The 14,863-nt window shown below is 77.2% G+C and carries 15 protein-coding genes; 5 read left to right on the top strand and 10 right to left on the bottom strand.

Annotated features, from left to right (window positions below; all coding sequences use genetic code 11):
* Nucleotides 1-95 precede the first annotated feature (95 nt).
* Entirely contained in the window at nucleotides 96-899 is an 804-nt protein-coding gene (locus ACFVU3_RS06755) for a helix-turn-helix domain-containing protein (protein ID WP_390064273.1), read from the top strand.
* Here the strand turns inward: ACFVU3_RS06755 and ACFVU3_RS06760 are convergent.
* The 5 genes from ACFVU3_RS06760 to ACFVU3_RS06780 form a co-directional block, all read right to left on the bottom strand.
* Complete coding sequence (locus ACFVU3_RS06760) at nucleotides 889-1,305, bottom strand: hypothetical protein (protein ID WP_390064275.1); 417 nt, start codon at nucleotides 1,303-1,305, stop codon at nucleotides 889-891. The genes ACFVU3_RS06755 and ACFVU3_RS06760 overlap by 11 nt on opposite strands.
* A gap of 540 nt (nucleotides 1,306-1,845) precedes the next feature.
* Entirely contained in the window at nucleotides 1,846-2,010 is a 165-nt protein-coding gene (locus tag ACFVU3_RS06765) for a hypothetical protein (protein ID WP_390064277.1), read from the bottom strand.
* Between the two features lie 58 nt (nucleotides 2,011-2,068).
* The gene (locus ACFVU3_RS06770) at nucleotides 2,069-2,476 is read right to left on the bottom strand and encodes a hypothetical protein (protein WP_390064279.1); all 408 of its coding nucleotides are present in this window, start codon (nucleotides 2,474-2,476) and stop codon (nucleotides 2,069-2,071) included.
* A 192-nt stretch (nucleotides 2,477-2,668) separates the two neighbouring features.
* Nucleotides 2,669-4,834 (bottom strand): phage holin family protein, encoded by a 2,166-nt coding sequence (locus ACFVU3_RS06775; protein WP_390064281.1) that lies wholly within the window; start codon nucleotides 4,832-4,834, stop codon nucleotides 2,669-2,671.
* 106 nt (nucleotides 4,835-4,940) lie between these two features.
* Nucleotides 4,941-5,345 carry a hypothetical protein gene (locus tag ACFVU3_RS06780; RefSeq protein ID WP_390064283.1) on the bottom strand — a complete coding sequence of 135 codons (405 nt, stop codon included), beginning with the start codon at nucleotides 5,343-5,345 and terminating at the stop codon, nucleotides 4,941-4,943.
* A 90-nt stretch (nucleotides 5,346-5,435) separates the two neighbouring features.
* Between ACFVU3_RS06780 and ACFVU3_RS06785 the strand changes: the two genes are divergently transcribed.
* Nucleotides 5,436-6,215, top strand: coding sequence for an MBL fold metallo-hydrolase (locus ACFVU3_RS06785; protein ID WP_390064284.1), 780 nt, complete (start codon nucleotides 5,436-5,438; stop codon nucleotides 6,213-6,215).
* Nucleotides 6,212-6,871, top strand: a complete 660-nt coding sequence (locus ACFVU3_RS06790; protein ID WP_390064286.1) for a DedA family protein — start codon at nucleotides 6,212-6,214, stop codon at nucleotides 6,869-6,871. The genes ACFVU3_RS06785 and ACFVU3_RS06790 overlap by 4 nt, the downstream gene beginning before the upstream one ends.
* Here the strand turns inward: ACFVU3_RS06790 and ACFVU3_RS06795 are convergent.
* The 3 genes from ACFVU3_RS06795 to ACFVU3_RS06805 all read right to left on the bottom strand — a co-directional run bounded on the left by ACFVU3_RS06795 (nucleotide 6,851) and on the right by ACFVU3_RS06805 (nucleotide 10,477).
* Entirely contained in the window at nucleotides 6,851-7,891 is a 1,041-nt protein-coding gene (locus ACFVU3_RS06795; RefSeq protein WP_390064287.1) for an MBL fold metallo-hydrolase, read from the bottom strand. The two genes, ACFVU3_RS06790 and ACFVU3_RS06795, sit on opposite strands and share 21 nt — an antisense overlap.
* Nucleotides 7,888-9,177: an aminotransferase class I/II-fold pyridoxal phosphate-dependent enzyme gene (locus ACFVU3_RS06800; protein ID WP_390064289.1), complete on the bottom strand. Its 1,290-nt coding sequence runs from the start codon at nucleotides 9,175-9,177 to the stop codon at nucleotides 7,888-7,890. The genes ACFVU3_RS06795 and ACFVU3_RS06800 overlap by 4 nt, the downstream gene beginning before the upstream one ends.
* 82 nt (nucleotides 9,178-9,259) lie before the next feature.
* On the bottom strand, nucleotides 9,260-10,477 hold the full coding sequence (locus ACFVU3_RS06805) for a sulfite oxidase (RefSeq protein ID WP_390064291.1): 1,218 nt from the start codon (nucleotides 10,475-10,477) through the stop codon (nucleotides 9,260-9,262).
* Nucleotides 10,478-10,930: 453 nt separating this feature from the next.
* On the opposite strand from ACFVU3_RS06805, the gene ACFVU3_RS06810 reads away from it, so the two are divergent.
* Entirely contained in the window at nucleotides 10,931-11,767 is an 837-nt protein-coding gene (locus tag ACFVU3_RS06810; protein ID WP_390064293.1) for a methyltransferase domain-containing protein, read from the top strand.
* A gap of 8 nt (nucleotides 11,768-11,775) precedes the next feature.
* On the opposite strand, the gene ACFVU3_RS06815 is transcribed toward ACFVU3_RS06810, so the two are convergent.
* A complete protein-coding gene (locus tag ACFVU3_RS06815) occupies nucleotides 11,776-13,737 on the bottom strand; it encodes a DUF5107 domain-containing protein (RefSeq protein ID WP_390064295.1) in 1,962 nt (653 codons plus the stop codon).
* A gap of 157 nt (nucleotides 13,738-13,894) precedes the next feature.
* On the opposite strand from ACFVU3_RS06815, the gene ACFVU3_RS06820 reads away from it, so the two are divergent.
* Complete coding sequence (locus ACFVU3_RS06820) at nucleotides 13,895-14,230, top strand: DUF6204 family protein (RefSeq protein WP_390064297.1); 336 nt, start codon at nucleotides 13,895-13,897, stop codon at nucleotides 14,228-14,230.
* Here ACFVU3_RS06820 and ACFVU3_RS06825 read toward each other — a convergent pair.
* Entirely contained in the window at nucleotides 14,211-14,756 is a 546-nt protein-coding gene (locus ACFVU3_RS06825) for a GNAT family N-acetyltransferase (protein WP_390064298.1), read from the bottom strand. The genes ACFVU3_RS06820 and ACFVU3_RS06825 overlap by 20 nt on opposite strands.
* Between the last annotated feature and the right edge of the window lie 107 nt (nucleotides 14,757-14,863).

Raw genomic sequence — 14,863 nt, forward strand, 5'->3', positions numbered from 1 at the left:
CTCCCTCCGGTCGGTGGTGCGCTGGCGGGGTAAGGGGTGCTGATGTGACCCCGGGGGAACGTACCCGGGTCACCCCTCTGGGATACCGTCTGCGCATGACAACAGTCGTGAGCGACACGGGGGTGGGGGCGCTGCTGCGCGGCTGGCGCGAGCGCCGGCGGATGAGTCAGCTGGAGCTGGCGTTGCGCGCGGACTCCTCGGCGCGGCACATCTCCTTCGTCGAGACGGGCCGGTCGCGGCCGAGCGAGGAGATGATCCTCAAGCTCGCCGAGCACCTGGACGTGCCGGTGCGGGACCGCAACGCGCTCCTCCTGGCGGGGGGTTACGCACCCCGGTACGCGGAGTCGACGCTCGACGCGCCGGAGCTGGAGACGCTGCGGGAGGGCATCGACCGGCTGCTCCAGGGGTACGACCCGTATCCGGCGCTGGTGGTGGACGGCTCGTACACGGTGGTCGCGGCCAACCGGGCGATCGGGCTGCTCATCGCGGGGCTGCCGGAGCATCTGCTGACGCCGCCGATGAACGTCATGCGGATCACCCTGCACCCGGAGGGGCTGGCGCCCCGGATCCGCAATCTGCGGGAGTGGCGGGGGCATCTGCTGGCGCAGATGGAGCGTCAGATCGCCTACGCCCGTTCGGACGCGCTGCGCGCGGTGTACGAGGAGGTGGCGGCGTATCCGCTGCCGGAGGCGCACCCGGGCGACGCGGAGGACCCGGAGCCGTTCCCGTACTTCGCGCTGCCGCTGCAGATCGAGCACGACGGGCGGGTGCTGTCCTTCGTGTCGTCGATCTCGACCTTCAACACGCCGATGGACGTGACCGTCGCCGAGCTGGCCATCGAGACGATGCTCCCGGCCGACCCGGCGACGGTGGAGTACCTGCGGTCCCTCAGCGGGTAGAGGCGCGCAGGGAGGCCCACTGGAGGAAGGCGAAGCCGGCGACGGTCCCGGCCTGCATGGGGGTCCAGAAGAGACCGGCGGTGGTGGGCTCCAGCCAGACGACGAGGGCGACCAGGCTGAGGACGGCCCACAGCACGTTGGCGTCCACGACCAGCTTGACGCCGAGCACGGGGGGCTGCGGGCGGCTGGCCAGCCAGGCCACTCCGGCGGCGAAGGCGGTGAGGAAGACGCCGAGGCCGAGGAGCAGTTTGCTGTTCACGCCGAGGAGTTCGCCGAGGGGGCCGGAGGCGACGACGTAGGCGAGGCCGTTGCCTCCGGTGACGACGGCGTCGAGGGCGAGGAACCGCCGGACCATGGACTGCGGCTGGGTGGTGCGGGAGAGACCGGCGAGCAGGGCCTGGGACATGACGGATCACCCTCCTGAAGGGGGTCGTTCGTACGGTGGGACCCGGCGCCCGGACGGAGTGCGCCGCCCGGGTTCCGGTGGTTCAGAGCTTGCCTCCGGGGGTGGGCGCGGGTCGATTACCTGGGAGGTCATGCCGGGCCGGCGGTGTGCTCGGCGCGGGGCGGGACGCGGCGGCGGGACGCCCGTACGCGCAGGTCGGCGCGGGTCCGGGCGGCGGCGGGCGCGGGGCACGGCGGGTGGGGGGCGCGGGCCCGGCGGGGCGTCGGCGGGCGGCCGCGCGGTGGCCGATGCGGGCGCGGAGGCGGATGGCGCCGGCGTCGGTCCGGCCGGCGGGCGGGACGGCGGCGGCCCGGCCGTCGACGGCTCCGGCGCCGCAGCGGTGGCCGTGCGGGGCGTCGGCGCCGGACGGGACGGCCGTGTCGGCCGGTAGGTCGAGGTCGTCCGGTCGGACTCGTACGCCCGGACGGGCGGGCGCGGACCGGATTCTCCGGCGGCCGGAGGGATCCGGCCGCCCGGCGCGGAGACCGGGCGGCCGGCGGCTCAGCGGACCGGGGGTTCCCTGCGCGGCCGCGGTCCCGCCGGGGCGGGCGCGGGCTCGGCGGCCGGCGCGGGCGCCGGTTCGGACGGGTGGTCGGCGGCACGGCGGCCGCGGGCGGCCTCGGCGCGCAGCAGGGCCTGGAGGACGGCGTACGGGTCGGACGGCATGACGGTGCTCCTCGCGGGTGCGGGGTGGGCGGGACGGGGCTGCTGGAGGCGGGGCCTGTCAGCAGCGCATCACCACCCGCCGGTGCGGCGGCGAGCACGGGGCGGGGACGGGTGCCGGGGCGGCGCGCCGCGGGGCGCGGCGGGCCGGGCGGGGGCGCGGGGGCGGTGGGACGGGGCGGACGCGGGTCCGTCGGTGGCGGGTGCGGCCGGGGAGGCCGGCCTCGGCGGGACCGGGGTCGTACGTCTCGCCGACGGGCTCCGGGGCGACGGGCGCGCCGGCCGGCCGGGGTTCCGGGCCGGGGCCGGGCGCGGCCGCGGCGGGGCCGAGGGCGGCGAGGGCGGCGAGGACGAGCAGGGCTCCGCAGAGCAGTCGGAGGAGCCTCCGGACGCGCGCCGGACGGCCCGCCGGGGCGGCGGGCGCGTGGTGCGGCCGGAGCGGGTGGGCCGGCCGGAGTGCGGGGCTCACGGTGATCCGTACTGCCCCGCCGGGCCGGCCGGCGCTCCGCCGGGACGGGAGAACCGCCCTCCTGGACTACGCCCCCTGCCCCGGATTCACCGTCCCGGCCGCCCCGGCCGCCGGGGCGGCGGCGGGCCTGCGGACCGCCGTCCGGGCGTGGACGGGAGGAGCGCGGCCGACGACGGCGGACACCCCTCCGGATCAGTGGTTCTTGTCCGGCACGACCGGCCCTTCCGCCGGGAGAGCCGGTTCCGCGTCCGCCGCGGACGGGGAGTTCTCCGGGGTCGCATCCGGGCGCTCCAGTGGCACCTGCGGGCCGTCGCTCTCCCGCAGCCAGCGGCGCAACACCCGGTGCACCCGCTCCGCGCCCACCAGTTCCTCGCCCTCCGCGACCGGCGGCGACAGCTCCGGCGGGGAGAGCAGGAAGGGGTGCGCCTGCTCCCCGCCGAGACCGCCGTGCGAGCCGATCTGCTCCTCGAAGGCGTGCACGGCGCCGGTCGCCGGGTCGTACATCGAATTGACCATCACGTCGGCGACGTGCGGGAAGCCGTTCGTGCGCCGGACCGCGTCGGCCGCCCCCCGGCCGAACACCGCCAGCGGCCCGTCGTCGGCCAGCTCCGCCACCGGTACCTCCACCCCGTCCCGCGCGAGCACCACCGCGCCGTGCTCGGCGCTCGCCACCAGCAGGAACCCGATGCCCTGATGCTGCGCGAGGGTCCGCAGCAGCGCCGGATGGCGCCGGTCGATCTCCTCCTTCGTCATCCGGTGCGGCACGTCGGGGAAGGAGACCAGGCCCAGGTTGCCCGAGGCGAGGACGACGGGCTCGGACGGCCGGGCCGGCAGCTCCCGCTCCGCCTCCTCGCCCGTCTCCACCGGCCGGTGCAGGGCGTTGCGCAGCGCGTCCCTGGCGGCGTCGCGGGCCTCCGCGCCGCTGCGCGTCCGGCCGACCCGGCGCGACACCGGCAGCCCGCAGCCGGCCCGGACCAGGTCCTTCAGCGTGAGCCCGTACGCTCCCTCGAAGGTGTCGCCCGGGCTCTGCCCGTGGTCGGAGAGGAGCACGATCCGGTACGGCCGGGGGGCGTGCTCGGCGACCCGGGCGACCAGCGCGACGGAACGGTCGAGCCGGCGCAGCACCTGGTCGGTGTCGCGGCCCTGCGGCCCCGAGTGGTGGGCCACCTCGTCGTACGCCACGAGGTCCGCGTAGACGGCGGTCCGGCCCGCGAGCATGTCGCCCATGACCGCGGCGACCACCACGTCCCGCTCGATCACCGTCGCGAAGGCGCGGACGAAGGGGTACGTGCCGCCGCGCCGGATCCGGGGCCGCTCGCGGCGCAGCCGGGCGCGGGTCGACTGGGCGGTCTCGCGGACGACCTCGCTGACGAAGGAGCCGGCGGTGCGGACCGCGTTGGCCGGGTCGGAGAAGTACGCGAAGTAGCCGGCCCGCGAGCGGTTCCGGCTGCCGCGCCGTGCCGCCACCGTCAGCACCAGCGCCACCTGGTCGGCGCCGCCGCTGAACAGGTTGCCCCGGGAGGCGCCGTCCAGGGTGAGCAGCCCGCCGTCGCCGGTGCGGCGGACCGCCCGGCGCTGGAGCTCGACCGCGCTCGCCGGCCGGTTCGACACCATGAGGCGGCCGGTGTCCTTCTCGTACCAGCGGAAGGCCGGCACGTCCTCGTTGGTGCCGTGCAGGATGCCGAGCTGGCTGGCGCCCGTCTGGCTCGACCAGTCCGTCCGCCACGGGGTGAGCCGGTGGCCCGTCTCCAGCCAGCCCTCCACCGTCGGCATCAGCCCGTCGGCGACGGCGGACCGCAGCACCTCGTGACCGACGCCGTCGAGCTGGAGGAAGACCGTGCCGGGCGGGGGCGCCGGGACGGTCCGCGGGTCGCGGGGGCGGGTGCGGCCGGTCAGCCGGTAGAGCCGGCGGCGGTACGCGTCGTCGTCCCGGACGGCGAGCGCGGTGGAGGTCGCGGAGGCGACGGCGGACATGACGGCGGCGACGACGACCGCGGTCTCCGGGTCGGCTGCCCCGCGCCCGTCCGGGATCAGCCAGAGGGCGACGAGCAGCAGCGAGCCGTTCAGGAAGAAGACGAGCGTCCCGAGGACGAGCGCCGGGACGAGGAGCAGCGCCCGGACCACCAGGGGCCAGACGAGCGCGGTGAGCAGGCCGAAGGCGCCGGCCGCCCACGCGGCGGTGAGGGCCGTCCGGGTGAGGCTGTCGCCGTCGGCGGACTGCAGCTGGAAGTCGGGGAGCAGGCCGGCGAGCGCGAGCAGCGTGATCGTCGACACGGCCCAGACGGTGAGCACGCGTACGGCCGTCCGGCCCGTGGTGCGCCAGCGGTCGGCGCCGCCGCCCCTTCGCCCCTCACCCACCCCTGCACCTTTCACCCAAACGTCCCCCTACCCTGACACACCTACCCACGCGAGGCGTGCACGGCCACATCGGGGGGGAGGGCGGGGCGGGGCGGCGGGCCCGGGGTCAGGTGCCGTCGTAGCCGGCGGTCGGCATGGACAGCCGCCGGTGGACCGCCGCCCGGGCGGCGGAGTCGTAGGCGGGCGGCCGGACGTCGGCCGTCTCCACCCGGACGCCCCGGCGGGCGCACTCCGCGCGGAAGCCGGGGACCGAGGTCAGCGCGCGGGCCAGGACGTGCTCGTTGGCGGCGACGAAGAGGTCGACCTCGCCCGACTCGACGTCGGCCCAGAGTTCGTCGTGGTCCGGGCGGACGCCGTAGCAGAGGAGCTGGCGGGCGAGGACGTACCCCCGTTCGACGGCCCAGCGGGCGCACGCCGCGTGCTGGCCGCGCGTGTCGACGAGAAAGGGGTCGGAATCGAGTTCTTCGAGCGGGGTGAGGCTGGCGATCGCCGCGACCCGGACGTCGTTCATGCGCCGACACTACTGCCCTGCGGTGCCGCACGGGAGGGCCGCCGGGCCTCTACTCTCGATGGGGAGCGCGCAGGGCGAGGGAAGGGCGGCATGCCGGTGGAGGTCACCTGGTGGGGGCACGCGACCTGCACGGTCGAGGACTCCGGGGTCCGGTTCCTCACCGACCCGCTGTTCGCCCGGCGTCTCGCGCATCTGCGGCGCCGCCGCGGCGCCCCGCCGCCGCCCGAGGCGGCCGTGGCGGAGGCGGTCCTCGTCTCGCACCTGCACTCCGACCACCTGCACCTGCCGTCGCTGGCCCGGCTCGCGCCGGGGACGCGGCTGCTGGTGCCGCGCGGCGCGCCGGACGCCGTGCCGGGTCTGCGTCGGCTGGCCGCGGCGGGGCTGCGGCTGACGGAGGTGGCGGCCGGGGACGAGGTGACGGTGGAGGGCGTGACGGTCCGGGCGGTGCCGGCGCTGCACGACGGCCGGCGGCTGCCGTTCGGCCCGCACCGCTCCCCCGCGCTCGGGTACGTCGTCGAGGGCGAGGCGCGGACGTACTTCGCCGGGGACACCGGCCTGTTCGACGGCATGGCGGAGGCGGTCGGGCCGGTGGACGTGGCGCTGCTGCCGGTCGGCGGCTGGGGCCCCTTCCTGGGGCACGGACACCTCGACGCGGGGCGCGCGGCGCAGGCGCTGGCGGCGCTCTCCCCGGCGGCGGCGGTGCCGGTGCACTACGGCACGTACTGGCCGATCGGCCTCGACGGGGTCCGGCCGCACGAGTTCCACGCGCCGGGCGACGAGTTCGTGCGGCTGGCGGCCCGGCTCGCCCCGAAGGTGACGGTGCACCGGCTGGGGCACGGCGAGCGGGTGCGGCCGGAGGTCGCCCGGTGACCGGTGGACTGCTCGCCGCCGTGGGGGACCTGCCACCGGAGTCCACGCAGCAGGCGGTCGGCTATCCGTCGCTGTTCCTGCTGGTGGCGCTGGGCGCGCTGGTGCCGGTGGTGCCGACGGGGGCGATCGTCAGCTCGGCGGCGGTGGTGGCCTTCCACCAGTCGTCGCCCTTCTCGCTGCTGGTCGTCTTCCTGCTGGCCTCGGCGGCGGCGTTCCTCGGCGACCTGGCGCTGTACTGGCTGGGGCAGCGGGGCGTCCGGTCGAGGAACGGCTCCCGCTGGCTGGGGGCCCTGCGCTCCCGGGTGACGCCGGACCGGCTGGCGCACGCGCAGGAGCGGCTGGACACCCATCAGGTGTCGGTCCTGGTGCTGTCCCGGCTGGTCCCGGCGGGCCGGATCCCGGTGATGCTGGCCTGTCTGCTCGCCCGCATGCCGTTGCGCCGCTTCGCCCGCGGCGACGCGGCGGCCTGTCTGGCCTGGGCGGCGACGTACCAGCTGATCGGCATCCTGGGCGGCTCGCTCTTCCCCGAGCCGTGGCAGGGCGTGGTGGCGGCGGTGGGGCTGACGCTGCTGATCAGCGCCGTGCCGGCCGGGTGGCGGCGGATCCGCGGCGACCGGGGCGGCCGGGGCCGCGCGCTACGGCACGAGGACGCGTGAGCCGCCGACCGGCAGGTCCCACAGGTGCTCGCGGGGCAGCCCGGCGCGCTCCCAGGCGGCCCGGACGCGGGTGAGGGGTTCGAGGACGGGCTCGGAGGAGAGGACGAAGGTGGCCCAGTGCATGGGGGCCATCCGGCGGGCGCCCAGGTCCTGGTGGGCGCGGACCGCCTCCTCCGGGTCGGTGTGGACGTCGCGGAGCCACCAGCGGGGGTCGTAGGCGCCGATGGGGAGGAGCGCCAGGTCGATGCCGGGGTGGCGGCGGCCGATCTCGGCGAACCAGTGGCCGTATCCGGTGTCGCCGGCGAAGTAGACGCGGTGGCCGGCGGCGTCGGTGAGCACCCAGCCGCCCCACAGGGAGCGGCAGGTGTCCAGGAGGGTCCGCTTGGACCAGTGGTGGGCGGGGACGAAGTCGAAGCGGACGCCGTCGAGTTCGGCCGCCTCCCACCAGTCGAGCTCGGTGACGCGGGTGAAGCCGCGGCGGAGGAACCAGCGGCCGAGTCCGGCGGGGACGAGGACGGGGGTGGCGCGCGGGAGGCGCCGGAGGGTGGGGGCGTCGAGGTGGTCGAAGTGGTTGTGGCTGATGACGACCGCGTCGACCGGCGGCAGGTCCTCCCAGCGGACGCCGACGGGGGTGAGCCGGGCGGGCGTGCCGAGGATGCGGCGGGACCAGACCGGGTCGGTGAGGACGGTGAGGCCGCCGACGCGGACGATCCAGCTGGCGTGTCCGGCCCAGGTGACGGCGACGGTGCCGGGTCCCGCGGGCGGCAGCGGGCCGGGCTCGAACGGCAGCCGTGGGGCGTCCCGCAGCCCCTCGGGCCGGGGGCGCACGGCGCCTTCGCGGGCGAGCCGGGCGAGGGCGCGGACGCCGGGCAGGGGCGCGGTGAGCCGGCCGGCGAAGGTGCGGGGCCAGTCGGGGCGGAGCCGGCCGAGCGGCTGGAGGACGGAGGTGGGGAGCGCGGCGGGCGCGGCCCGCCGCGGGACCTCGGTGCCCGGGGCGGGGCGGGCCGTCCGTTCGGTCATCTGCGGGCTCCGTTCTGCGCGGGGGGATCCGCGGGGGGCCGCGGGGCGGGCTGCGCGAGTTCGCCGAGGGTGGCGGAGAGCTCGGCCAGGGCCCGTACCGCCTGCGGGAGGTGCTCGGGTTCGCGGGAGGCGAGCGTCTCGGCGCGTTCAGGCGGGCCGTCGCCCAGCAGGGGGCCGGTGTCGAGGCGGACGCGGAGGGCGCCGAGTTCGTCGCCGAAGCGGTGGCCGCCGGGGACGGGCCGGCCGAGGCGGGCGGTGAGGTACTGCTCCAGTTCCAGGGAGTCGGTGACGCCGCGGCCGGCGAGTCCGGGGCGGAGCGGTCCGAGGTCGGCGTAGAGGTGGCGGCCGGCCTGCGGGGGCCGGGCGAGGGCTCCGGCGGCGACGACGGCGTGGTGGGCGGCGGCGGCGAGCCGGCCGTGGACGGCGGCGGCGCGCAGGGCCGGTACGGAGACGTCCTCGGGTTCGTCGAGGGCGTGGGCGACGGCGGGGGCGACGGGCGCGGGAAGGACGGCGCCGAGGGCGGTGAGGACGTCGAGGGTGCGGGCGCGGGGGTCGCCGTAACGGTCGGCGCGGGCGGGGCCGGTGGGCGGGAAGCGGGCGATCGCGCAGGGCCAGGAGGCGGGGACGAGTCCGCCGCCGGCGAGGTCGGCGAGGACGGTGACGTCGTCGGGGCACATCTCGGCGGGGCTGACGAGGACGGTGTCGCGCGGGTGGTGGAGGGTGTCGCGCCAGGTCTCGTCGCTGACGACGTGGAGGCCCTCGGCGACGGCGGCCTCGCAGCTCTCGCGGACGAGTTCGGGCGGGGCGACGGTGGCGGTGGGGTCGTCGGCGACGGAGAGGAGCAGGACGCGGGGGTCGCCGCCCTCGGCGCGGACCCGGCGGACGGTCTCCAGGAGGGCGTACGGGTCGGGGACGCCGCCGGCCTCGGCGGTGGTGGGCACGTGGTACGCGGGCCGGCCGAGGAGCCGGATCTGCGGGGTCCACCAGGCGGGACAGGGCCGGGGCAGCAGCACGTCGCCGCCGTGGGCGGCGAGGAGGGCCAGGAGGAGGGCGGGGGCGCCGGGGGCGGCGAGGCAGTCCTCGCCGTGGCCGCGCAGGCCGCGGCGCCACCAGTAGCCGGCGGCGGCCTCGCGCAGGACGGGTCCGCCGCCGGGCGGTTCGGGGTCGGTCCGGCCGGCGGCGGCCGCGAGGAGGGCGGCGAGCCCCGGGGGGACGGGGCGGCCGCTGCCGGGCGCGGGGGGTCCGTAGCGGACCGGGCCGCGGCCTTCCGGAGCCGTCTCCCGCATGTCCCGTACCTCCTGAGCGCACGGGGCGCCGGGCACGGCATCCCCGTGCCCTTTATACGGAGGTTCGTCCGGTTGTGCCTCTTCAGACGACAGCGACCGGGTGACGGACGATCGCGTCGAAGAGGTAGCCCTGGGCGTTGTGGACGGCCCGCTCGGGCTGGGTGTTCCCGGCGGCGTCGGTGGTGCGCGAGAGCAGGGTGGCGGGCCCGGCGCTCCCGGGCCGCCACGGCACCGACCAGCGGACCCAGGCGCCGCGCCGGGGGGCGTCGTGGAGGCGGGCGGGGCGCCAGGTGGCGCCGCCGTCGGTGGAGACGTCGACGGAGCGGACGGGCGCGTGGGCGGACCAGGCGCGGCCGGTGAGCCGGTGGACGCGGCCGGCCTCCAGGGTGGCGCCGAAGGGCAGCTGGAAGCCGGACTTGAGGGTCTGGCGGGTGATCGGGGCGCTGCCGCCGGGCGGGTGGGCCTCGCCGAGGAGCCGGTACCAGTCGGTGGACCAGGGGCTGGCCAGCGGGCGGGTGGAGACCTCGATGTCGCCGAGCCACTTGATGGAGGCGATGCCGACCCAGTTCGGGACGATGAGCCGGACGGGGTGCCCGTGGTCGTACGGGAGCGGCTCGCCGTTCATCTCGTACGCGAGGATCACGTCGTCCAGGGCCTTGGCGACGGGCAGCGGGCGGCGGACCCGGCCGTAGTCGGTGCCGCCGGAGACGTACGGGTCGTCGAGGCCGCGGGGCAGCAGGTCGACGGCGTCGTGGGCGAGTCCGGCGCGGCGCAGCACCTCGCCGAGGCGGACGCCGCGCCAGCGGGCCGCGCCGACGGCGCCGAGGGTCCAGGCGGTGCCGGAGACGGGCCGGCCCTGCTGGGTGGCGTAGAGGCTGCGGGCGTTGCCGGCGCATTCGACGAGGGCCGTCCGGGTGACGGAGGGCAGGTCACGGAGGCGCCCGTAGGTGAAGTGGACGGGGTCGCGGCCGTGGAGTCCGTCGCCCCAGAGGGTGAGCCGCCAGTCCCGGGCGTCGAGGACGGGGGTGGAGGTGTGGTTGCGGACGAAGAAGCGGTCGGCGGGGGTGAGGAACCCGGTGTCGGCGAGGGCGTCGAAGCGGGCCTCGGCGTTGGTGCCGCGGACGGTGAAGTACGCGTCGGGCAGGGGCTTGACGATGCCGGGGGCGGCGAGGGGCGCGGCCGGCGCGGGAGCGGTGGCGGCGGAGGCCGGGGTGGCGAGTCCGCCGAGCGCGGCGGCGGCCGGTCCGGCGGCGAGGGCCTTCAGGAGCGTACGGCGGACGGGCGCGGGCGGGTGCGGCACGGGACTCCTCGGCACGGTCATGGGTCGGGCCGCCGGACGGCGGCGGCCCGATCGTAGGGGCGCGCGGGGCGGCGGGGCCCGGTCGCGGGCGCCTGTTCACGAGGCTGTCACAGGAGGGGGCGGGGTGCGGCCGGCGGCGGCCCGGCGAGGTCGCGGCGGGCGGCCCGGTTCCCCCACGGTCCGGGCCGCCCCCGCGGGTACGCGCCCCCCGTCGCGCGCCCCCCCCGCACGGAAAGATATAGAAGTCCTTTCTAGAAACCAACTCCAGTCCGGAATGTCCACGGCACCGCCTCCGGCCGGCCCGCCCCGCGACCCGCCGAACTCTCGTGCCCGGCGGGCCCGTCCACCCGGCGGCGAGCAGCACACGCTGCCCATATGGCAAGACACCAGTCTCACCATGCGGCGACGGGCCCTACCGTGGAACCCCACACCCACACCGAGGGAGTCGGTTCGATGACGCACGCCTCCGAGCAGTCCCCGGTCCACGAGACCGCCGTCTACACCCATGGCCACCACGAGTCCGTGCTCCGCTCGCACACCTGGCGCACCGCCGCCAACTCGGCGGCCTACCTGCTCGGCGAACTGCGCCCGGGACTCGACGTGCTGGACGTCGGCTGCGGTCCCGGCACCATCACCGCCGACCTGGCCGCCCTGGTCGCCCCGGGCCGGGTCACCGCCGTCGACGCCGCCGAGGACGTCCTGGCGAAGGCGCGCGCGACCGCCGGCGAACGCGGCCTGAAAAACGTGGAGTTCGCCGTCGCCGACGTCCACGCCCTGGACTTCCCCGACGACTCCTTCGACGTCGTCCACGCCCACCAGGTGCTCCAGCACGTCGGCGACCCGGTGCGCGCGCTGTGCGAGATGCGCCGCGTGTGCCGGCCGGGCGGGATCGTGGCCGCCCGCGACAGCGACTACGGCGCCTTCGCCTGGTACCCCGAACGGCCCGCCCTGGACGGCTGGCTGGACCTGTACCACCGGGTGGCGCGCGCCAACGGCGGCGAACCGGACGCCGGGCGGCGGCTGTTCGCCTGGGCCCGGCAGGCCGGCTTCACCGACATCACCACCACGGCGGGCACCTGGTGCTTCTCCACCCCCGGCGAGCGGGCCTGGTGGAGCGGCCTGTGGGCGGACCGCACGACCGCCTCCTCCTACGCGGACCTGGCGGTCGAGGGCGGCCACGCCACCCGCGCCGGGCTGGCGGAGATCGGCGCGGCCTGGCGCGAGTGGGGCACCCAGGAGGACGCCTGGTTCATGGTCCCGCACGGCGAGATCCTCTGCCGCGTCCCCTGAGCCGGACCCTACGGGCGCATGCGGAACTCGTAGGCGTCCGGCAGGGGTTCGTCGGTGAGCCGGGACCAGAGGTCGCCGAGGACCTCGGCGCCCTCCCGGAGGTCCGGGACCTCGAAGCCCGCGTCGAAGACGGCGCGGGCCTCGGCCGGCCTCCCCTCGGCGAGGAGGATCCGGACCTCCAGGAGCCGGAAGGCGCCCCGCGCGCGCACCTCCTCCGGCAGCTCCCGCCACAGCGTCCGGGCGCGCTCGGGACGGCCCGCCGCCAGCTGGGCGTCGACGGCCTCGCGCGTCAGCGCGGCGGCCGTGGTGACGGCGGCCGGCCCGTCCACCGTCCCGGCCAGCTCCCCGCACGCCTCGGCGAAGCGGTGGGCGGCCCGCTCCGGGTGCCCCTCCTCGCGGTCGGCGACGGCGAGGCAGTACAGCAGCGGCCAGCGGACCGCCGCCCCCGCCAGGCCCCGCTCCCAGCTGCGCACCGCCTGGGCGCGGTCGCCGGCGTGCCACTGGGCGATGCCGAGGTGGTACTCGGTGGACGGGTCGGCGGGCGCGGTCTCCAGCATGTCCCGCCAGGCCGGCCCGACCTGCGGCGCGGCCGGTACGGCGCCCTTCGCGGGCGGCGGCAGGACGCCGGTGCGCAGCAGGTCCCGCCAGGGTTCCTGCTCGGCACCGAGGGTCGTCTCCGGGAAGGGGGTGCCGGGCAGGGCGTGGCCGGCCCGCAGCACCTCCAGGGCGCCCCAGCCGGAGCCGGCCGCCAGGACGGCGTCCGGTGCCGGGTCGGTGTCGGCGGCCCGCTCGCGCCAGGCGGCGTGCGCGGCGTCGACGGCGGTACGGGGCAGGGCCAGGTCGAGGCTCCGCTCGGTCTCGGCCCGGGCGGCCGCCCAGTCGGGGCCCAGCGCGGCGCCGGGACCGGCGGCCAGCGGCCCGTACGCCTCCAGCCAGCTCAGCTCGGACTCCGGGGCGAGTTCGAGGTGTTCGAGCTGGGTGCGGGCGAGTCCGGCCTGGATCTCGGCGTAGCCGTCGGTGCCGGGGGCGGTGAGCCACTCCTGCCAGCGGCGGCCGCCGGGCCCCGTGCCCCAGACGAAGAGCTTGCGGCCGCGCAGCACGTCGGTGGAGGTCTGGACGAGGCCGGTGCCGTCCTCGTCGAGGGCGGCGATCCAGCGCCGGCCGCCGTCCGGCAGGTCGTAGAACCAGTCGCCGGCGTGGGTGCTGCGCCCCGGCCGGGAGCGGTCCGTGCCGTCCTCCCCGGCCGGCACGGGGACCGCGGTCAGTCCGCGCTCGTAGCCGTGGTGCCAGGCGGTGTCGGCGGGGGCGAGGATCCGGCGGCGCTCGGGGACGGCGGTGTTGGACCACCAGTAGACGGGGGCGGGCCGCTCGTGCGGGTTGCGGACGCGGACGCCGACGAGGAGGAAGTCGGAGTCCTCGGGCAGCCACAGATCGACCTGGAACGGCAGGTCGCGCAGACGCTCCCACTCCCAGAGCCGGAGCATCGGGGTGCCGTCCGGCGCGGGGACGGCCGCCGCGTGCACCGGGGCGCAGGAGAGGGTGGTGTGGCCGGTGGCGCCGGTGTTCCACTCGATGCCGCCGGAGAACCAGGCGCCGTTGAGGGCGAAGGCGGCGGGCTGGAACACGGGGTTGCGGTAGACGAGTTCGCGGCCGGTGGGCTTGTGGTGGAGGGAGTGGATCCGGCCGCCGAGCCCGGGCAGGACGGTGACCCGCAGCCGGTCGTTCTCCAGGACGAGGGCGTCGAGGGCGGTCTCCCGGCGGTCCCGGCCGTAGCCGTCGCGGACCGGCGCGGGCAGCAGGCTGCGCAGCGGTGCCCGGCCGATGCCCCGCGCCATGTCGCGCGGCAGCGCGGCGAGTTCCCCGGGACCGAGCGCGTGCGCCGGGCCGGGGGTGCGGAGGGCGGGCAGCGGGTTGTCCGGGCCGAGCGGGGCCGCGGGGAGGGTGAGCACGGCACGTCGTACGGTCGTCATCCGCCCATGGAACACGCCGGGGACCGCCCTGAACAGAGTGCGTGACCAGCGCTTTCCGCCCCCCTTAATTGGCGCGCGCCGGGTGCGGGAGCCTGCCTAGGGTGGAGGGTCGTCCGCCGCCGTGGCGGGCACCGGGAGCACCACGGGAGTACGAGAGATGGGCACGCCACACACCTACCGGGTCATCGTGCGGGGCACCTTCGACGGGCTGTCGCCCGAGAGCCGGGAGCGGCTGCTCGCCGAGGTGGAGGAGCACGGCCTCGCGTCGATGCGGTTCACCGAGGAGGGTTCGCTCAGCTACGACCGGACGCTGAAGCACTTCTCGTACCGGCTGGTCGTCTCGTCGGACGCCGAGGACGGCGACGAGATGGCCGGCGCGCTGGCCGAGGAGCGGGTGGAAGCGGCGCTGGACGCGCTCGGCCACGGCTACGCGGGGCTGAAGTCGACCGTGACCGACCTCGACACGATGAAGATCAACCGCAAGGGTCGGTGATCGCCCACCGCTCGTGGTCCCGCCAGGCCCCGTCGATGAGGAGCATCGCCGGGGAGAAGCCCTCCAGCCGGAAGCCGGCACGGCGGACCAGCGTGCGGGACGGGGCGTTCCCCGGCTGGATGTTGGCCTCCAGCCGGTGCAGTCCCATCGGACCGAAGGCGTACCCCAGGAGCAGGCCGAGCGCCTCGCCCATCAGGCCCCTCCCGGCGGCGTGCGCGAAGGCGCCGTAGCCGAGGGCACCGCTGCGGAAGGCACCGTGGACGATGTTGTTGACGGTGAGGAAGCCGGCGATGCGGCCGTCCTCCTCCCGCTCGCAGACGAGGAAGCCGGCCCGGGCCGGCTCCTCGATCAGCGCGCCCGCGTACGCGGCGTACCGCTCGGCCGTCCGGGGCGGGAAGAGCCAGGGCCGGTGCAGCTCCACGCTCTCCTCCGCCCGGGCGGTGAACTCGTCGGCGTCGTCGAGCGTGAACGGGCGCAGACCCACGCGGGGTCCGGCCGTGAGGAAGCGGTCGAGATCGTCGGGCATGCGCTCAGGCTAGCGCCGGGCGGAACGGGGCGGCGGGGGCGTGGCGGGGGCGGGCAGGGCGGGCCGGGGCGCGGGGTGCGGGGGTACGGCCGGACCGCCGCTGCGGA

The organism is Streptomyces sp. NPDC058052 (assembly GCF_042885515.1).
Classification (GTDB): domain Bacteria; phylum Actinomycetota; class Actinomycetes; order Streptomycetales; family Streptomycetaceae; genus Streptomyces.